This window comes from Agarivorans sp. DSG3-1 (assembly GCF_046774965.1).
In the GTDB taxonomy this organism is placed as follows: domain Bacteria; phylum Pseudomonadota; class Gammaproteobacteria; order Enterobacterales; family Celerinatantimonadaceae; genus Agarivorans.
Genome location: NZ_CP177241.1, coordinates 1,993,173 through 2,013,132, shown reverse-complemented (window position 1 = coordinate 2,013,132; position 19,960 = coordinate 1,993,173). Strand labels below are relative to the sequence as shown.

Genomic DNA, 19,960 nt, shown 5'->3' with positions numbered 1-19,960 from the left:
TACTCAGGAGCACTACTAATAGGCCAATTTAGAGGGGGTATTTGCTTTTCATAACAAAAAGCCCCTCTAAAGCCTTACCCCCCTCTAAAACGCTAAATAACGCATACTTTTGAACACAAGCTCTAATTTGAACGTTTGCTTACTGCTCATTAGTATCCATCTCAGCCGCAAATAATTGTATTTGCACCCACTTTCTGAGGCTTGGATCACTTGGCAACGAAAGCTATTGAACCAATTAAAACCCAACGAGGCACGAGATATAAATCTCGGGTCAGGGTTACCTCATGCGGAAAAACACTCGAACAGTGCTGTAAGACTTTTGATACCTACCAAGACGCTGATAAATGGGCGACGAAGGCTAAACAAATTGCTGAAAGAGAGGGTGTTGAGGGGCTACGTCGAATCAAAAAGATTAAGGCTATTTTAATCAGTGATGTCATCGAGAAGGTATTAAACAATGAGCCAACTTCTAGTCACCTAGGACGATCTAAGGAGGCGAATCTAAGAATGCTGCTCAAGTACCCCATAGCCAAACTTCCTGTTGACTCTTTAACTGCACAATCTCTATTTGAGCATTGCAAACTCAGGAGAGAAACAGTGAAACCTCAAACAGTATCCCATGATCTTTCTAACCTTTGCACAGCACTTAAAGACGCCAACACATTTTATGGCATCTCTACTGATTGCACAGTTTTTGATGCTGCCCGTTCCTCTCTTCAGAGACATGGGTTTATCGGTCGCAGTGCAGAGCGTAGTCGGCGTCTAGAACCAAATGAATTTGAGCTAATATCCAACGAATTAGATACTGTAAACACTAATGCAAAGAGCCACATACCGCTTCAGGACATTATGGCGGTAGCTATCGAGCTTGGCTTAAGACTTGGTGAAATATCAAAGTTGCGTAGGAGTGACATTTGTGAAGAGACAAACACGCTAACAGTACGTGACCGTAAGCACCCTAAGAAAAACAAAAGACATACTGATATCCTGAACTTGTCAGACAAGCTCTTAGATAGACTACTAAAACAACCTCTTAGTGAAGATGACTTGGTGTTTCCTTATAGCACCGACGCCATAGGAAGCAGGTGGCGTAAACTTACTAGAGCTCTCGATATTAATGATTTGCGCTTTCATGACCTCAGAACTGAAGCAGCATGTCGCATGTTTGAATCAGGTCTAAGCGTCGTTGAAGTATCCAAGATTACTGGGCATCGTGACCTAAATATTTTAAACAACAATTACCTACCACTGTGTGCCTCTATGCCTAAAGCAGCGTAAGTTATTTTACGATTAAAGGTGTTACATGTGCGCTTTTAGTTAGTATTTAATGACTACATCCACCAGCATCAAAAACATTGTTACCAATGTAATCTTTTAGTTGCCAATCTAATTTTGAATATTCTAATGTGACTACACAAACTAAAAGAATATAGCCATGAAAGAAATTGCCTACCTAAGAGTCTCCACCAAAGATCAACACATCGCTTCGCAAGAAGTCGACATCAAGAAGCAATTCCCTAATGCTGAAATAATGCCTGAAGAACACGGAACCAGTGGAACAGTTCCAGCAGCGGAGAGAATGGTGCTATCAAGGCTAATTGACCCAATCCTTGGGCTTCGCAAGGGAGATACACTCATCGTTTGGTGGGTCGATAGAATTGGCCGTAATTATGAAGATGCTGAACGTGTAATCAGAGAATTACTATGTCGTGGCGTAATAATTAAAACCCTAAATCAATCTCGTACGTTTGAATATACAGGTGACACCATGACAGATATGATCACTAACGTACAAATCACTATGATTACCGCAATGGCGGCGGCAGAGCGTGAAACTCGCCTTGCATCAGCAGAAGCTGGCAGACAAGCATTACGTGAGGCTGGTAAGTGGGATGAAGCATTTCAAGGCCGCAGACCCAACTCTGGAAAAATGAAGGGCAAGCATGAGGAAATACTTGCGACATTAAATAGTAATCACTCTATCCGTGAAACGGCAAGCTTGTTAGGTGTATCTGTTTCAACGGTGCAGCGTGTTAAGAAGCAATATGCATGAAACCATCATAAACTCTTCTTTCAAGCCCCTGCTTAGCTCGTATTTCAAGGTAAATAAGTTGTGAGCTTGCTAGTTAACTAAAAGTGCCCTGTTTTTGGAGACCAGTACATAGCGATCCGACCAGCATTGCAGATACAGCCACAACCTTCATCCAATTTCAACTCTACCTCTTTCTTCACCAACAGCTATGTATAGTTAAATACATAAAATTACTAGTATTTTTTTATAAAGAAGCATTGAAGTGCTTTGCGTATTAGGTCTGTATCCATATGATTAAGAAAGCCAATTAAGCGGTATCGCGAAGGAAGATATTTTTGAAAGAACTAAAGCTAAAGGCATTAGAGTTGAAATGCAGGGCATTTAATTATGATAGTACGAGTGAGCCTTTTGTTCGTATTGAAAAGCTTAATTTGCCAAATCATATCGAAGCTATTACCAAGTGGTTGATGCGACTATTTACAAAAATCTATTCGCTTTATGCGTGTTACCTAGGCTTCTGGATTGCCATTGTTTCACACCCATTCTTGTATCGCGATTTGTTGCGTATTTTGCCCTACGAAGAAACAATGAAGGGAAATTACTTGCTTATTGCCGGAACACTCATAAATGCTTGCGCGCTAACATACGCCCTTCATCATCTTTTCAAGTTCTTGTTTGTTAAAAATAAGCCAAAATCTAGTTTGAAGCCTTTTAAGGTCTCAGGACTGGTTTTGGGCTTGTCTTTCTTTACCATGGTGGTGTTCTCTCCTTTTAATTTCATCACCAATAATGCGACCTATATTTACTTCACAAAGGTCATGCCTGATTCGGACTCTCCGCAAGCTCAAGCTGTTATTAGTGGCCGTTCAAGTCTTAGCGACTACGCCCCGAACAAAAGACTGGTTTGGGGAAGTGTACTTGGGAATTCTCAAATAAAATTAGAAGAATAGTTTTTTGAAAACTGTGTAGCTTACGTTGTGCTTAGCGCTTGTATGCTAGTAGATATTAACAATTAATTGAGTGTCCTAGCGGTAGGTGCTTTGTAGTTTAAGGTTGATTTGGATGTTACGTTCTTTTAGTAGGTTTTTACACGGAATAAATAGCGTTATCGATTTTCTTATTATGGCTTTCATTAAGGTGCTTAAGTGCTTTGAACGTTTGATTGAGCTATTAACGAGTATCGATCACTACTTGCGTTATAGAGCACCTTCTCCCGTTGCCTACGTTTACGGCTTCTTGTTTCAAGTCGTTGTCTCTTTATTTGCCTTTTTGATGATGCCCTTCAAGTTTGTAATCTGGTGGACGCCTGTTGTTGCCAAAGTGCTGTTTGTAGACGCAAGGGTGATCGGCATTCCTTTGCTCAGTTTGATTGCTGCTTACTTGACGCAACCCCTTGTGCTTTTTCTGTGCAGACTTTCTCCAATGGTTCCCGCCGACAGAGCGTGGGGCTTCGTAGCCCTGACCTGCGGGTACAGTGCTTTGTACATGTACGCGAGGGAAAAGTATTTTAGTTGTGGCAAGAAGGTATATGTGAAATCTTGGGAGGCATCATCAGCAACAATGTTCGTTATCGCATTCCTTCTGTTTGCGTATAGCTCAACGACCAACCCGCTAAACACCAATAGAACCTATATTTATTATTTTGAGCTAAGCGAGCAACAGCGAACAATTGCAGAGCAAACTGGGCGTTTGCCTTATACGATTAAGAATAAATACAAAGAGCGCGAGCTCGAACTAATGACAAATGACGGCCTGAGTTTCGAGCTTAGCTTTATACCTGAAACGCACGCTGTAGGTGAAGAAATTTTTTGGGGTAGCGTATGGGGTAAGCCGCAAATTGATAGCTACTACGCCCCGCGAGCATTGTTCACTCAATATATTGTTGAGCCTATAGGTGCCACTTTAAACGGTATGGGCTCAAGTGCATTAGCAGGCGTTAAGCAGTTTGTTGCGAGCTCTACCTTGCGCTTTACGGACAATGAGGCCTACCAGCAACGTGAGGCTGAATTTGAATATCAACGCAATACAAAGCTGCCGATTTACAAAAAGAAATATCTGGATTGTAAAAAGCCACGCTATGTTTGGTTAAGTACTGAAATAGCCGAGTGCAAAGAGGTTGAGCGCAAATACAAGGAACTTCGAACGTGGTGGGATTGGCTTAGCGATGTTAAGGACAAAAGCCTGTCGGTTGTTGATAAATGCGCAAATTACGCGAAAGTTGTATGGGATGTTTTAGGCTAGGCGGTGACATGGTTCGCCACAATATTCTCAGATGCTAAATAGGATAAAAAGCTCAGTCAATGAGGGCTTATACTGGTAGGCCTGAAAATCCTAGACAATTTCTTGGTTCTCAAATAACCGTTGTTTATATTCGTAACTTGAAATTGGACAAAAATAAGTTACGGAAAATAGAATATTAGCAAGTCACGAATAACTACAGGTATGGTAAAGCCATTTTGATAACTATTCCGGGCTTAGATGTGTTGTGCTTGCTCAACACATGGGGTTAAGTGGTGGCTACACATAAACTACTTGGGACAGACATATTTAGAAAGGAGCAATGAGCCTTACCAGCAACTTATTATATTAAAGTGTATGTTTCTTCAATCTTTATCAGACTGTTACCTTGTATATTTAAGTACATAAGTCGTTGTGCATAGACAAAATGAAACTCCTACCTATCGAGTGATGGATAACAAGAGATATGGTGAGTTTCTTTACGCTTTACTCTGCCATGCAGCGGCTTCGTTCAATAATAATGTTTAGTTTACAGTTGATGAGAGGTAGTGCATTGATTACACAGATACATTTTAGTGATGTTGCAAGTTATAGAAACAAGACAACTCTCAACACCGATAGAAAAGTAAACATCATTTATGGTTTAAATGGCACTGGTAAAAGTACGTTCTCAAACTACTTCTATGCGCCTGATGACCCTAAATATCAAAGCTGCTCTCACACAGTCAATAGCTGTAAGGTTCTTGTTTATAATCAGAAATTTATCCAAGATAATTTTTACTCCAAAGACTCAATTAACGGTATTTTTAGCCTATCCAAAGAGAACAAGGAAGCTAAGGAAAGGGTAGAACAGCTTGGGAAAGATATTGATCAACTAACTGAAAAAAGCAAGGGCTTCCAAGCTGACATTGACAAAGAAAGTGAGATTTTAAAGAAAGCGACAGATACGGCAGAAAAAAAGGTCTGGGAAATAAAGACGAACTACTCTGGTGGTGATCGTGTCCTGAAATTTTGTCTGGATCGGTTAATGGGGAACAAAAAAGTTCTGTTCAGCTATCTTATTTCTGTCCCTCTGCCACCCGTTAAACCAGTTAAAACAATTGAACAACTTAAAGAAGAAGTAGCAGTAATTGATGGTGACAAAGCCACTACTTACGATGTTTTGCCTAAGATTTCATTGTCAGAGCTTTTGCCAGAGGAATTAGAACTGCTCAAAGAAATAGTGATTGGTAATGGAGATAGTCCAATCGCAAAACTGATTAATCAACTGAAAAATTCTGACTGGGTTAGTGATGGCTTGCAGTACATTGCTGATATTGAAGATGAGAGTTGTCCATTCTGCCAATCTAAGACGATTACGCCTGAGTTAACCGCACAAATTAAAGACTACTTTGATGAAACGTATGAAGAAAGTAAGCAGAATATCGGCAAAATACTAACCAAATACCAAGAGATAGTTGAATCTCTGACTGATTTAGATATCTATAAGAAGTCGCCTTTTTCTGTCGATTTTCTTGCTGAAATGGCAGAATCTTATGCATTAATTGTCGAAACACTAAAATCCAATTTACTAAAAATTCAGCAAAAGGAACAAACGCCAAGCCTGAAAGTTGAGTTGGAAAGACTTAGCGAGCACGTTGCTTCCTTTAATAAACATGTCGATTCAATCAATGTCAGCATTGGGATTCACAACCAAAAAATTGCTAATTCAACGCAAGAATTGAAACGTATTAAAGACGAGTTTTGGAAAATTGTTCGTTGGGAATACGATCAAACCATCAAAGGGTATGAATCAAGCAAAAAAGACAGTAATGACAAAATAATCGAGTTGAAAGCGGTTAAGGAAGATGTCGACACTGAGGTAGTTCAACTCGAAGCCGAACGAACCGAGCAACAAAAACAAACAGTTAACATTGATGATTCGATCAATAATATTAATGAGGGTCTTGTTGATATTGGAATTACGGATTTTTATATTGAGAAGCACGAGGAAGAGCTATATCGCCTCGTAAGAACTGGCACAGAGGGGCCAATCTTCTTGTCGTTATCGGAGGGCGAAAAGATGATTATTAGCTTTTTGTACTTCCGAGAATTGTTTAAAGGTAAACAAACGGCTGATGAGGCTCATATTAAAAAAATTGCGGTAATTGACGATCCAGTTTCAAGCTTGTCTCATATTTATGTTTACAATATCGGGCAGCTAATAAAGAACGATTTCTTCAATGGTTATGGGGTGGAGCAAGTTTTTGTCCTCACGCATAGCCTGTACTTCTTTTATGAGCTTGTTGATTCAAATCACAAACGAAGAAAAGAAAATCAATCTCTGTATCGACTATCTAAAAATACGAATGGTACAACGATTGGAACGATGAAGTATGAAGAAGTACAGAATGACTATCAATCATACTGGTCAGTGATTAATGACAAGGATCAACCCGCTGCTTTGGTTGCAAACTGTATGAGAAACGTAGTTGAGTACTTCTTCAACTTTGTGCAAAAATCAGATTTGAGTAATGTAACGCAAAAACAAGAACTTCAAGAAGTGAAATATCAGGCTTTCATACGGTACATAAATCGAGAGTCACACTCCCTTGGTCAGAATATCATTGATTTTAAAGAATTTGACTATGGGGTCTTTAGGGATGGTTTAAAATTGCTATTCGAAATCACGGGTTATCCCGAACATTATCAAAAAATGTCTCAGATATAAACTGACAGGCACCACATCGAAATTGGGTAACTGTCAGATCAGGTCTGAGCTGGTACAAATCAAGTGTAGAAACTACCATTTGCCTTAACTTCAATCGATTTGACGTTATCTATTAAGTCATCGAATGAATAGGGAAGTTCAGCTTTAGGAAACATATCTGCCATGCTTTCCCAATCCTTTTTATACTTATCCGTCATATCTGGATTCTGAGGGATAAGAATTAAAGGTCCCTTCAAAGCTGATGAGCATGAATCAGCGTGCCATTTGTAGTAGACATCGCAAAAGTTAACCACAATTTCGAACAGAGCTTTATTTGCACACCATGCTGGATACTTCGAGTCAATTTCGACAATATCATAAAGATGTCGAGCATGTTTATCAGCTAAGGACTCTTTCACATGGTTAGTGTGTATTGCGAACATCTTTTCTAAAATTGTCCTTTCAGGCGACAAGGTTAAAACATCAAAACCATCATCTAAAAGATCTGGTATAGCCTCTCCCAACATGTGATTCATCTCAATTACTTTGTCTGGGTGATTGTCAGAACGTCCACCTGTTTCGAGCAAAACTCTTTGTTGAGCAGAACTTCCATATTCATCCTCATTTAGAGCTTTAGGATAGTAGATGGCGATGTTAAGGGGGGCATCAGATTCAATCTCAATTTTGACTTCTGTATCCAGAGCTTGTAAATGTTTAGTAAGTTGGTCAATGAGCTGTTGCTTTATTAACTCTTCAGCTTTTGTATCGATGGCTAATGCTGCGGTTTGTCTGGCTTTCCTACTGGTTACTTTCTCTAAATTAATAGGTTCGCACTCAAGTAGGTTTAAAGAAAAAGACAGGTCGATATCCTCAGACATTCTATTGATTAGGCTGTAGCCTTTCGAAAGACTCGTTCCACCTTTAAAGAGAAATGGCTTATCACATTTCTCAGAAAAGGTAGGTGCAATCATTGTGTAGAGAATGTTTAAAGTCTGTGTAACCCAATAATCCTTTTCGATTATGTATGCTGGAAGTTTGCTTTCATGCTTCTCTTCAGCAACCAATAATGCTTCACGTTTTTCAGAAGCAGGTAGTTCCAAATATTTGCTCAATTTAATGTCCTATTTCTTTTTTTGCCCAAGTCATTGATGGCGGAAGAGCCTGCAAAATCTTTTGTCTCACATTACTGCTAAATGCCTTGTCAAAACCTGAAATATACGGACTTCGATAATCCGGGAATCTATCCTTGCCTATGTAATGTAGCGCACTCCAAAATATAAAAGCCTGTTTCTTCTGTGCTTTATCGCTGATTTTTAAGTGCTTCGAAAAATGATCAAGTGCTTTACTATATTCGATTTTTATATTGACGGATTTAAGATCTACTCTGACACGTTCTGTCATCATATAACTCCTAACCATAGGGAGTTGTGTTGATAAACCTAAAGCGTTGACTGCAGTTGCACCTGATACAACGAACTCAGCATGTTTTTTTCGGCTGAGAGCTTTGATCAGTTCTTGTGTATCTACAGGCAGAGTGCCGAATCGGCTTTTTTGGGGTTTGTAATAGACTCCACGAGATAGACGTTTGACTAACTTCATGTCAACACAGCGGCTGAGTGCAGTGACTGCCGCTCGGTTTGATTCAAGGTTTGAACTTTTCATGAAATCATCAAGCGTAAATACACGACCATATTGCTGGCGCATTATATAGCTGGTTACTTGCTGTGACACTACCATTAAAACCTCCTCAATTACTTATATTAGTATACTGACTTTGTGACTTATTGACACCTATGGAGCATCCTAAATGTAACCTAATGACACTATGGATGCTTAAAGTAAGAGATTTTTTAATAGTCAGACTTTAGTAAGATGCTGAAAAAAATGAGCTTAGACGTCAATAATCTTGAGGATTTTTATTAAAATAGTTTTCTAAAACTCATTATCCATGTAGTTCAATTTTTGACTTATTTACGTAGCCAAAACCCAGCCGTAATAATGAAAGTTAAATTAGATTTAGTAGGGTAAAAGTACGCCCGTTGAGTTGTGTAGAGCATTTGCTCTGAGTGATTTTGGGGCATAAATGAGTTAATAACTTGCGTTACCGATTAAGGATACTGTTAATTCGAGAAGATAACGCAGGGTTTTCAAACTCTCCATTTAGCTCTGCAAATATTTTTTCGATACGGTTTCTTTGACGACGCACCTGCTTAGAGTCATGACTCTCCAATGCTCGTTCCCACTTATTAATCTGCCGCTCTAATTTAGAGCATAACTTCTGTTTTTGCTCCTGAGCCTCATTTAGCTTTATAGACTCATATTGCCACTTTTCTAAACGATTACCTCTGTTAAGTTCATAGGGCTTGTAGTCTTGTATCGATACACCAACATGATTGGTTACAGCCGCAGTAAATGCTTGTTTAAGCAATGACGTTGCCTTCTTTCTCTGAAGGTCTCGAAGAACCTTCTTCCCAGCGATCTTTGATACGATTAGGTGACAGTGATCTCCAGAACCTTTCCCTTCTTGTTTTTGTTGATGGCATACTCCGCGTATTAATGAAAAAAAAGTTTTCCGCTCGGAACCAGTCAGTTTTAGGTGATCGGCTAAGCTTTTACAACAGTCACCTATAATTAGGCGCCATTGGTCTTTGGTTGGACGGTAAGGCTTAGGGAGCGTTAGGCAGAATTCCATTGCAAATGAGCTAAGCGGCCGTCCACGACGATTACTGCCTAGCATTTGGTGTAACTTATATTGCTCACCGGCAATGACTATACGCTTAGACGTGACTTCACCACCGACTACATCAAAGATCGCTTCAGTATTGGTATGATTAGGGTGTGATTCACTTTTTAAATACCGTTCTCTTTTGAGGATACCAGCTGAACCGTTCTTCACTGGTTTTGTTACGACTACAAAAGTTTTCATCTAGTTTATTAACAACTTAATAATTAACATCAGTTGACGCAAATTCGTATAAGTTTAGAGCTTCAAGATAGGCAAATTGATTGCTTCGCTGCAATTTACCCCCTTGTTGGATGGTTCCCCTCCAAACCTCCCTTGAAATACAACCCATTCATTTCTTATAGTTCCAATAAACGGTTATGAATAATGGAGATTTTTTAGAAAAGCTAAAAATGGCAGTGGGACAAATAGACCTTGAGAATGCAGCTATACACGCAGTAAAACGGAGATGTCAGCTTCAACAGTTAGATCGCCTTGCTAATGTTACGGAGGAACAACTTGCAACATACATTACTCAAGTGGTCAAAGCGAATTGGCTAGATCATCATGATGAAGTTGATAGTATGGAATTAGATCCGATTCAATTCTTCTCGTTACTACTAGAGAACTCAATGGCAGATGTAAGTAAGCTACTCCGATTCAAAGCTCTCAATAAGTTAAAGTAATTCAACTTCATTCAAGCAGCTTTGCTAGGAAAATTACAAATCAAGTTCAAGTTGAACCTATATAGTAGGTCGCTCATTTGCACCATTATCAACATTCGGTATTACCTAATTTTGATAATGGTTCTTCCTTTCTGGGGTTATCTCTTTCCACCAGCTCTAGTTGGCAGATAAAGTTCAATTTTTGTTTTTTCAAAAATCGCTACCTTCTATATAGGCATAGGATTTTTTGTATAAGTACAATGCTAAAACAAGAAACTGTTTTCAGTTGAGGTGGTGCTGGTGGCTGTTACCAAATGCAATGGTAGGAGAATAAAGTCCGCTGTTCTAGAAGGCAAAAATGCCAAAAATGTCCCCTAATTGCCGTTGAAAAGTAGAACCAAACTTCAAGAGAAGATAGTATTGAATCGAGGGTGTTGATGATAATAGCGAATGTCCCCTAATGTCCCCTCGTTTTCTCCACACAATGTAAGACATTGTTTTAAATTGAATTTATTATTCAATGATCCAATCGAGCATTGGAGCGACAGAAAAGCGATGTGCTTGGTAAGGTAAATCTTTAGTCATGAGCTCAACATTTAAACAAAGGTAAAATAATCAACGAACTACAGCAGCTAAAGCACACATATTGCGAATGCCGCTCAAATCAGCCAGTGATTATACTATGAGTTGAGGAGCATTAACTAATTTACCATTGAGCTTTGACGGCTATTTAACGGAGCTAGAATCTTTATTCGTAAATTGAAAGCGATCAGCAAATACCCAGTTTGATAACCAACGATGTTTACCACTCACTTCGCCTTCAAAGGCTGTTACGCCATTAATCGTGTATATCCCTTGTTTAGGCTGTATCCGATAGGCTATTTGCCATAACGGGTCACTATAGGCTTCATCTCCTTTAGCAACCTGCCCTTCTACTTCGCTAAAAGAACCTACAAACTCATGTACATTACTGCCTTTTTGATCAATAAATGAGCCCGTTAGATCCTCATTAATAATCAGCGAAACGGTCCAATTATTTTCCTGGTAGTCACTGGCATTTTGATAAACAAAAACGCGGCCATCACTTTGTTTACCTAACTTCAATTCACCATTAAATATAGTCACCAAGCCTTGAACGGTCACTGTTTTATCATAAACAAATGAACCCATCTCCCAGCGATCGCCGTCGCGGTAAGGTTTGGTATAACGAATGGTTCGCACGTAGTCTGGACCTTCAAAGTTAAGCACAAACATTTCACTATTTTGCTCGACTTCAGCGACGGCAAATGGCGTTAACAACATAGCTAAGTAAGCTTGGCTAATCACCGTGACACACTTTTTCATTTCACATCCTTGCGATTAAGATTTTTAAGAGTGGACCCAACAGCTCACTTCAATATACATCGGTGAGATAACTACCATATGAATTACGGCGACTACAGTCTCCTATTTTAAATGGCCTTATAGTACTCAAAATTGTTCGTAGCTATTAATAAAGAAGCGACAGACTTACTAATAGCAAGTCTGTCGCATTGATTCAGTGAAACACATCTTAAAAATATTACTTATAGTTGCAGCTCATCGGATCTCGTGCGATTCTTAAGTAATTCTCAATTATTTTTGTGCTTTTAGTCAAATAGCCCTCTCTTTGGTTCTATTATTGGCTTTGACCATATTCACTCAGCAGGAAGTAATCTGTCACTATGGACGTTAATTTTGTAAACCCATTTCTTAAGTCTCTGTTAAATGTGCTAGAAACAATGGCTCAAATGGAGTTAAAACCGGGCAAGCCTGGAGTAAAGAAAGACGAGATCGCGCGTGGCGATGTATCAGGTTTAATTGGTATGGTTGGCCCACAAACCAAAGGCTCTTTATCCATCAGTTTTGATAAAGGATTGGCCATCGAAATTATGCGACGCATGTTAGGCGAAGCCCCTGATTCGATTAATGAAGAAGTCACCGATATGGTGGGTGAGATTACCAATATGGTAACCGGTGGAGCGAAACGTTTGTTAGCCGAAAGCGGCTATGATTTCGATATGGCTACGCCGGTGGTGGTATCAGGCCCTTCGCATACCATTACTCATAAAACTGAAGGCCCTAAGGTATTAATTCCTTTCTCTTCAATTCATGGTAATGCCACTATCGAGATTTGTTTCGAAAACGTGTAGTCACAAATATTAGATACAAAAAAGCCCGCGTTAGCGGGCTTTTTAATGTCTGGGCTAGCGAAAGTCTTATAGGCCTTCAGCGTTAGCAGACAAGTACTTAGCAACACCTTCTGGGCTTGCGTCCATACCTTCTTTACCTTCTTCCCACTGAGCAGGACAAACTTCACCGTGCTTTTCGTGGAAGTTTAATGCGTCAACCATACGTAGCATTTCGTCAATGTTACGGCCTAGTGGAAGGTCGTTCACTACTTGGTGACGAACAACACCAGCGGTGTCGATTAGGAAAGAACCACGGAACGCTACGCCAGCTTCTGGATGCTCTACATCGTAAGCTTGACAGATTTCGTGTTTAACGTCGGCAATTAGAGGGTATTGAACTTGGCCGATACCACCATCTTCAATAGCAGTGTTACGCCATGCGTTGTGTGAGAATTGTGAATCGATAGAAACACCGATTACTTCAACACCTTTAGCTTGGAAATCTTTAAAGCGGTGATCAAAAGCAATCAATTCTGAAGGACAAACAAAAGTAAAATCTAGCGGGTAAAAGAACACTACCGCAGCTTTACCTTTGATGTGCTCACTTAAAGTGAAGCTATCAACAATTTCACCGTTACCTAATACAGCAGCGGCAGTAAAGTCTGGAGCAGGACGACCAACTAATACACTCATTTCGAATTCCTTGTTAAATAGGTTATCAATATCGCTACGAATAATGCGCTAAATTTGTCGAATAGACGAATTGATCTAATCAATTAATTTGATAGGTAAAAGCTATCAAATTAACGATTAATAATTCAGCATCCAATTAATAGCCTAAATAATGGCACTTGTAAATACTACTGAGTGTAACTGAGGCGAACTCTAGAGGTTAATTTTGTGACAAGCTCGTAAGCAATGGTGTCCACCGCTTCAGCAATTCGTTCTGCGGGTAGCTCAGGGCCCCACAACACAACCCGGTCACCCACTTGGTCTTGGCTATCAATTCCCAAATCTACACACAACATGTCCATTGATACCCGACCCACGATGGGTACTATTCGGCCATTTAACCAAACTGGTGTACCGTTTGGCGCACTGCGCGGATAACCGTCACCGTAACCCATTGCAACCACGCCCAACTTGGTATTTTGCTCGGCATGCCAAGTAGCACCGTAACCAACACTCTCTCCCTGAGGGTGCTCGCGTACCGCGATAAGATTTGATTGCAGGGTCATGGCTGGTATTAATCCAAAATCAGCACCACTGTTGTGATTTTGAGGGGAAATGCCGTACAAAGAGATTCCCGGACGATTCCAATCTGAATGTGCTTGTGGCCACAACAAAACACCGGCTGAATTAGCCAGAGAACACTCAGCATTAAGCTCCGCTTTTAGCGTTTCAAAACACTTTATTTGCTGGGGGGTTAGCGGGTGCTCAACATCATCAGCACAGGCAAAGTGGCTGATAAGCTTAAGATTAGCTTGAATATTGTTACAGCTTTTCAAACGTGGCAATAAGGCTTTAAACTGCTCTGGTAACAAACCTAAGCGATGCATGCCGGTATCAAGCTTTACCCATGTATCAAGTGGTTTAGCAAGCTTAAGCGGCTCTATCAGTGCCAGCTGTTGCTCACTGTGAATCACCGTAGCAATATTGTGTTCAGCCAAGGATTGGGCTTCTTGGCTATCAAAAAATCCCTCTAAAGCGAGGATGGGCGCCACTATCCCTGCTTGGCGCAGAGCGAGTGCTTCTTTGGTTCTTGCTACTGCAAAGCCATCGGCTATATCGGCCAAGCCTTGTGCTACTTCCAGCATGCCATGCCCATAAGCATTGGCTTTTATCACCACCAAAATTTTACTGTTCGGTGCGCGTTGTTTTAATACTGAGAAGTTGTGTCTTAAGGCTGACAATGACACCAAGGCATTTGCAATATTCATTGGTAATTATTCGTCATCGTAAAATTCACCAGCCCAGTTATCAAAGCGCGAAAACTGGCCTTGGAAGGTAAGTGGTACTCGGCCAATTGGACCGTTACGTTGTTTACCAATAATGATTTCAGCTAAACCTTTATTTTCGGTGCCTTCGTTATAAACCTCATCGCGATAAATAAACATAATCAAATCGGCATCCTGCTCAATAGAGCCCGATTCACGCAAATCCGAGTTCACCGGACGTTTATCAGCACGCTGCTCCAAACTACGGTTAAGCTGTGATAGCGCCACTACCGGTACATTTAGCTCTTTTGCTAAGGATTTAAGTGAGCGAGAAATTTCAGCAATTTCTAAGGTACGGTTTTCGCTTAAGCCCGGCACCTGCATCAACTGCAGGTAATCGATCATAATCATGCTCAAGCCACCTTCTTCACGGGCGACACGGCGAGCGCGAGAGCGAACTTCAGTAGGTGTTAGACCAGAAGAATCATCCACATACATTTTTGATTTTTCGGCCATTAGGCCCATGGTCGATGACAAACGCGCCCAATCATCATCGTCTAAGGCACCTGTTCTAATTTTAGTTTGATCAATGCGGCCCAGCGAGGCCAACATACGCATCATAATTTGTTCTGCCGGCATCTCTAAACTAAAGATAAGCACCGGTTTATCGCGAGTCATTGCGGCGTATTCACACAAGTTCATCGCAAACGTGGTTTTACCCATAGAAGGACGCGCCGCCACAATGATCAAATCAGAGCCCTGCAAACCGGCAGTTTTCTTATCTAAGTCAGCAAAGCCTGTTGAAACACCGGTTACGCCATCGTTTGGTGACTTGTACAGTTCTTCAATTTTATCAATGGTTTGTGCCAGTAAACCTTTTACTTCTTTAGGACCTTCATTGGCATTAGCGCGTGACTCGGCAATTTTAAATACTTTGCTCTCTGCAAAGTCGAGCAAGTCACTACTTTTACGTCCAGCCGGCTCATAGCAGCTATCGGCAATTTCATTGGCTACCGAAATCAATTCACGCGTCACCGCTCGCTCTCGAACAATTTCTGCGTAGGCCCGAATGTTCGCTGCGCTCGGCGTGTTTTTAGCAATTTCGCCTAGATAAGCAAAACCACCTATGTCATCAAGTTGTTCTTGTCGCTCCAACTCTTCAGACACCGTAACCAAATCAATGGGTTGGCCACCTTCGGCCAAACGATGCATGGCAGAAAAAGTATATTGGTGGGCGCGCTGATAAAAATCTTGTTCTACAACTAGCTCAGACACGTTATCCCAAGCATTGTTATCTAACATTAAGCCGCCCAAAACGGCTTGCTCAGCTTCTAAGGAGTGTGGTGGCACCTTTAACTGATCAATCTGAGAATCTCTGGGCTTTTTGTCTTTATCTTTAAATTTACGAGAGGGCGCGCTGGCTGCCATAATCTTCATTGCGGTTGTTTTTTCTGGCCACTATTATGCGGGAAGATTGAAGTGACACCAAGTAACATTTCCTGAATGGCAGAAACTAAAAAGCCAGCCCTAGGCTGGCTTAGTGCTAACGCTCACTTAACTACATTTTTGCGAAGTAAGCAGCTAGTTCAGCAATTTCAGCGTCGCTTAAACTCATTGCCTGCCCTTGCATTACAGCGGCTTGGCCACCATTACGCTGTTTATCACGATAAGCTTTTAATGAAGAAACCAAATACTGTTCGTTTTGGCCCGCAAGATTGGGGTAACCAGGAATAGCTGCTACTCCGTTAGCACCATGACAAGCCGCACATAAAGGTGCCTTGGCTGGGGCTGCATTCGCTGTTGATGCGACAAATGGAAGTGACAATGCTAGTGCAAAAATCAATTTGTTCATCTTCATCCTCTTTATTGTTATTGGGGATCTCAATCATTGAGTCCTGACGCTCTCGCTCCACACAATAAAGCCTCAGGAAAAACCAGCTTATCAAATAAAACTCAACAGCAACAGTTTATTACCCTAGCTGTTATTGTCAGCAAATAAAGAGATTGGTGGTGCTTGTAAGCTATCTTCTTGGTCATGAGTGACTAGAATCGCAGGAATATTCAGTGCTTCAATTCTTTCGCGAACAAATTCCCGGAACTGTTTGCGTAAGGGTTTATCCAACTTACTGAAGGGTTCATCTAATAGCAGAACTTTGGGCTCAGCCAGTAGGCTTCTCAATACACTAACCCTCGCCCGCTGCCCTCCAGACAAGCTGGCAATATCGCGCTGCTGAAAGCCACACATGCCAGCATCACTTAAAGCCTGTTCTATTATAGAGTTGGCATTGTTTTGCTTATCACTTGCTAATGCGTATTGCAGGTTTTGCCCCACCGTAAAGTGTGGGAACAATAAATCATCTTGAAACAATATCCCAACTCGCCGCTTCGCTTGCTCAAGCTCGAGAATGTCTTTTCCTGCTAGCTTAATGCTACCACTGCAAGACAAAGAGGGATCTAAGGTGCCGGCTATTGCAGCCAATAAGCTAGATTTGCCACAGCCACTAGGGCCCATAATAGTCACTATTTCACCTTTAGCGACTGACAAATTGAGCTCACTGATTAAGTGTTTACCAGATAAACTCAAACTAAAATGACTAATATCTAACACTAGGTTTGCATTCCTCGGTGATGGCGGTAGCGCCATTTAGGCCAAATAATAACCATGCTGTATACCAGTAAAGGTAACAAGGTTTGCCATATAACCATAACCGCCGTAACTCTGCGATCACCACCTGAGGCTAACGCTACCGCCTCAGTGGTTAACGTGGTGACTCGGCCACCACCCACAAACAAAGTAGGCAGGTACTGAGCAATGCTTACCGCAAAACCAATGGCAAATGCTAAACCCAGCGGCCGAGTGAGCATGGGTAATTTGATTATCAAAAAGCTACGCCAGTAGGAGTGCGATAAACTAATTGCAGCTTGCATATAACGATTGTCGAAGCTTCGATAGTTATCCACTAACGCCAGGTATACATAAGGTAAAACAAAAATCAGATGTGCCCACACCACAGTTAACAAACTGCCGTCTAAACGGTATTTAAATAACTGAACCTGTACACCAAACAAAAATACCACCTGCGGCAACAACAAAGGCATGTACATAACTAGCGACCACCAGCGTGAGGGCTGAGCCTGCTTTAGTTGGTACTCTAAACAGCCAACCACCAATACCAAGCTGCTTGCTGATGATAACAAAGCAATACTCCAACTGTTTAGCAGCGGCGTATACAAATAACTGCCTGCTTGTTGCCAATAATGCCAACCCCACTGTGCGGGCAAAGCATCGGGAAAGCGCCAGCGCCAAGTAAAAGACCAAATGACAATAATCAGCAAACTTAATACTAACAACAGCACCGTACCCACTAACAAAATACGGGCGGGTTTCGCACTAGAGGAAGCTTTTCTTAAGCCCTTCAATGCGCTTTGTAAGTTGTGCTTTAAATAAAGCTTCTCTAGCAGCACTGCCACTAACAAGCTCAGGATAACTGCAGCCAACAACAATAAAGAGCCTGCTGCGCCCAACAAGCGCATTTCGATATTGCTATCGCTAAACCATTGCCAAACGAGTAATGCAAAGGTCACTGGCTTTGTGGGGCCAATAATTTGAGCAACATCTACTACCGTTAACGAAAACGCAAGAACCGTAAAAAAAGGCAAGCGAATACGCTTAATTAGCTGGGGGAATAAAACCTGCCGCCAGATTTGCTGGCTGGAATAAGCAAAACTTTGGCCTATCGCCAAGCTGCGTTGTACTGGTAGTTGAGAGCACGCAGCCATTAATATCAGTAATATAAATGGCAACTCTTTAACCCACAGGGTAACAATTAAGCTCAAACCCCAAGCATCTTGCGTGCTTTGCCACGTAGGCGGGTAATCGAAACCAGTTAACCAAGGTGAAACCAAGCGAACTAACCAGCCACTGGGCGCAAGCAAAAACAATAGCGCAATCGCCATGGCCGCATGAGGAATAGCTAAAAATGGGGCTAGACTTTTTTCTAAGAATCGCCACCAAGCACTTTGGTAGCAGTGCATAATTAGCCACAAAGCGCTAACTAGAGAAAGGATAGCGGCGATCCAGCCAGTAAATATACTTAACGCCAGCGAATGCCATAAAGAGGAGTAACTAAACAGTTCACGCCAAACCGATAAATTCAATTCGGTTTTAGAAGCGATAGGCAAATAGCCAAAAGCTGGTAATAGAGTATCAACAAATCCAAACAACAAAGGCAGTAACAACAACACACTAGTAGCTAGCGGAAACAGTATTACTGCCTTTTTAGATATGCCCTTCATCGACTATAACGACGCAACCACTCTGCTTCTAGCAAAGCTACCCAAGTGGCGTGAGGTTCGCCCCTAACATTGGCGCGGTCTGCAGCGCTTAGACTCGCACTATTACCCTGTTGCTTAGCAAACAGCTGTTGTTGCTCATTACTGAGTTTATCTAACGCTAGTACTGTTGGATCGCCCCAATAAGCTAAATCCGCTTTGCGGGCTTGGGCCTCTGGTGACAACATAAAGTTGGCCACCACCATGGCTGCGGCACTAGAGTCACTATTAAACGGAATTGCTAAAAAGTGAGTATTACCCACGGTACCACTTTGGTGAACATAACTACGCACCGAATCTGGCAGTAAACCTTGCTCAATAGCGGCCGCAGGATCGTTGGGGTTAAAGCTGAAAGCAATACTTAACTCACCGTCGTTAAGCAACTGTTGCATTTGGCCACTGCCACTAGGAAAACTCTGGCCACGGCGCCACATTAATGGATGTAATTTGTCTAAATAAGCCCACAAACCTGCAGTCACTTTATCAAAGGTTTGCTTGTTAACAGGTTGATACAGCTGCTCGCTATCGCTAATAGTTTCTAACAAGGCCTGCTTAATAAAGGTGGCTCCATAAAAGCTTGGCGGCACTGGGTAAGTAAATAGTCCCGGTTGTTTTTCCAAGTAAGATAATAGCTTGGCCATTGACTTAGGTGCCTGCGGCAAGCGTTTGCTGTCGTGATAGAAAGTGAGCTGCGCCCCGCCCCAAGGTGATTCATAACCGTCAACAGGCAAAGTGAAGTCATACAGTAAAGCGGGATTATTCTCATCGGTTAAGGCCATATTGGGTAAGTGCTGACTATATGGACCATAGAGTAATTTAGCTTCTTTTAACGCGCGGAAGTTCTCTCCGTTTACCCACATTAGGTCTACGCTGCCACCGTTAGTGCGGCCACTCACTTTCTCGGCCAAAATACGACTCACTACATTAGCGGTGTCGTTAATTTTTACGTGTTCTAACTTTACACCGTAACGCTGCTCCACTTGTTCGCCAGCCCAGCGAATATAAGCGTTGATATTATCAGCCCCCGCCCAAGCGTTAAAATAAACAGTTTGTCCCTTAGCTTGCTGTTCCACTTCAGACCAAGTGGATGCCGCGTGGGAAATCATACTCAGCAAAGCCGTTACCAACACTATTATTAAACGCACACTAACTCTCCTTGTTCAGTCGCTAAAACAGAACACTACATTGTTGCTAT

18 protein-coding genes are annotated in these 19,960 nt (G+C 41.5%); 7 read left to right on the top strand and 11 right to left on the bottom strand.

Annotated elements, in window-relative coordinates; translation table 11 throughout:
- The first annotated feature begins 210 nt into the window (after nt 1-210).
- From ACLD71_RS09520 to ACLD71_RS09500, 5 genes are all read left to right on the top strand, one after another.
- Nucleotides 211-1,278: a site-specific integrase gene (locus ACLD71_RS09520; protein WP_411994402.1), complete on the top strand. Its 1,068-nt coding sequence runs from the start codon at nt 211-213 to the stop codon at nt 1,276-1,278.
- Between the two features lie 157 nt (nt 1,279-1,435).
- A complete protein-coding gene (locus tag ACLD71_RS09515) occupies nt 1,436-2,053 on the top strand; it encodes a recombinase family protein (protein ID WP_411994400.1) in 618 nt (205 codons plus the stop codon).
- 314 nt (nt 2,054-2,367) lie between these two features.
- Nucleotides 2,368-2,982 carry a hypothetical protein gene (locus tag ACLD71_RS09510; protein WP_411994398.1) on the top strand — a complete coding sequence of 205 codons (615 nt, stop codon included), beginning with the start codon at nt 2,368-2,370 and terminating at the stop codon, nt 2,980-2,982.
- Nucleotides 2,983-3,190: 208 nt separating this feature from the next.
- Nucleotides 3,191-4,273, top strand: a complete 1,083-nt coding sequence (locus tag ACLD71_RS09505; protein WP_411994396.1) for a hypothetical protein — start codon at nt 3,191-3,193, stop codon at nt 4,271-4,273.
- Nucleotides 4,274-4,736: 463 nt separating this feature from the next.
- Nucleotides 4,737-6,980, top strand: coding sequence for an AAA family ATPase (locus ACLD71_RS09500; RefSeq protein ID WP_411994395.1), 2,244 nt, complete (start codon nt 4,737-4,739; stop codon nt 6,978-6,980).
- Between the two features lie 59 nt (nt 6,981-7,039).
- On the opposite strand, the gene ACLD71_RS09495 is transcribed toward ACLD71_RS09500, so the two are convergent.
- From ACLD71_RS09495 to ACLD71_RS09485, 3 genes are all read right to left on the bottom strand, one after another.
- Nucleotides 7,040-8,071 (bottom strand): nucleotidyl transferase AbiEii/AbiGii toxin family protein, encoded by a 1,032-nt coding sequence (locus ACLD71_RS09495; protein WP_411994393.1) that lies wholly within the window; start codon nt 8,069-8,071, stop codon nt 7,040-7,042.
- 1 nt (nt 8,072) lies between these two features.
- On the bottom strand, nt 8,073-8,696 hold the full coding sequence (locus tag ACLD71_RS09490) for a DUF6088 family protein (protein WP_411994391.1): 624 nt from the start codon (nt 8,694-8,696) through the stop codon (nt 8,073-8,075).
- 364 nt (nt 8,697-9,060) lie between these two features.
- Complete coding sequence (locus ACLD71_RS09485) at nt 9,061-9,885, bottom strand: hypothetical protein (RefSeq protein WP_411994389.1); 825 nt, start codon at nt 9,883-9,885, stop codon at nt 9,061-9,063.
- 176 nt (nt 9,886-10,061) lie between these two features.
- Between ACLD71_RS09485 and ACLD71_RS09480 the strand changes: the two genes are divergently transcribed.
- Nucleotides 10,062-10,367 carry a hypothetical protein gene (locus tag ACLD71_RS09480; protein WP_411994388.1) on the top strand — a complete coding sequence of 102 codons (306 nt, stop codon included), beginning with the start codon at nt 10,062-10,064 and terminating at the stop codon, nt 10,365-10,367.
- A gap of 705 nt (nt 10,368-11,072) precedes the next feature.
- Here the strand turns inward: ACLD71_RS09480 and ACLD71_RS09475 are convergent.
- Nucleotides 11,073-11,690: a hypothetical protein gene (locus tag ACLD71_RS09475; RefSeq protein WP_411994386.1), complete on the bottom strand. Its 618-nt coding sequence runs from the start codon at nt 11,688-11,690 to the stop codon at nt 11,073-11,075.
- A 359-nt stretch (nt 11,691-12,049) separates the two neighbouring features.
- On the opposite strand from ACLD71_RS09475, the gene ACLD71_RS09470 reads away from it, so the two are divergent.
- The gene (locus ACLD71_RS09470) at nt 12,050-12,517 is read left to right on the top strand and encodes a chemotaxis protein CheX (RefSeq protein WP_137673729.1); all 468 of its coding nucleotides are present in this window, start codon (nt 12,050-12,052) and stop codon (nt 12,515-12,517) included.
- A gap of 66 nt (nt 12,518-12,583) precedes the next feature.
- Here ACLD71_RS09470 and ACLD71_RS09465 read toward each other — a convergent pair whose 3' ends face one another.
- From ACLD71_RS09465 to ACLD71_RS09435, 7 genes are all read right to left on the bottom strand, one after another.
- On the bottom strand, nt 12,584-13,189 hold the full coding sequence (locus ACLD71_RS09465) for a peroxiredoxin C (RefSeq protein WP_137673728.1): 606 nt from the start codon (nt 13,187-13,189) through the stop codon (nt 12,584-12,586).
- A gap of 167 nt (nt 13,190-13,356) precedes the next feature.
- Nucleotides 13,357-14,436 carry an alanine racemase gene (gene alr, locus ACLD71_RS09460; RefSeq protein WP_411994384.1) on the bottom strand — a complete coding sequence of 360 codons (1,080 nt, stop codon included), beginning with the start codon at nt 14,434-14,436 and terminating at the stop codon, nt 13,357-13,359.
- 6 nt (nt 14,437-14,442) lie between these two features.
- The gene (dnaB, locus tag ACLD71_RS09455) at nt 14,443-15,861 is read right to left on the bottom strand and encodes a replicative DNA helicase (protein WP_137673756.1); all 1,419 of its coding nucleotides are present in this window, start codon (nt 15,859-15,861) and stop codon (nt 14,443-14,445) included.
- Between the two features lie 130 nt (nt 15,862-15,991).
- A complete protein-coding gene (locus ACLD71_RS09450) occupies nt 15,992-16,285 on the bottom strand; it encodes a c-type cytochrome (protein ID WP_411994382.1) in 294 nt (97 codons plus the stop codon).
- A gap of 123 nt (nt 16,286-16,408) precedes the next feature.
- A complete protein-coding gene (locus ACLD71_RS09445) occupies nt 16,409-17,041 on the bottom strand; it encodes an ATP-binding cassette domain-containing protein (protein WP_411994380.1) in 633 nt (210 codons plus the stop codon).
- On the bottom strand, nt 17,041-18,729 hold the full coding sequence (locus tag ACLD71_RS09440; protein ID WP_411994378.1) for an ABC transporter permease: 1,689 nt from the start codon (nt 18,727-18,729) through the stop codon (nt 17,041-17,043). The genes ACLD71_RS09445 and ACLD71_RS09440 overlap by 1 nt, the downstream gene beginning before the upstream one ends.
- Nucleotides 18,726-19,910 (bottom strand): ABC transporter substrate-binding protein, encoded by a 1,185-nt coding sequence (locus ACLD71_RS09435; RefSeq protein WP_411994376.1) that lies wholly within the window; start codon nt 19,908-19,910, stop codon nt 18,726-18,728. The genes ACLD71_RS09440 and ACLD71_RS09435 overlap by 4 nt, the downstream gene beginning before the upstream one ends.
- Between the last annotated feature and the right edge of the window lie 50 nt (nt 19,911-19,960).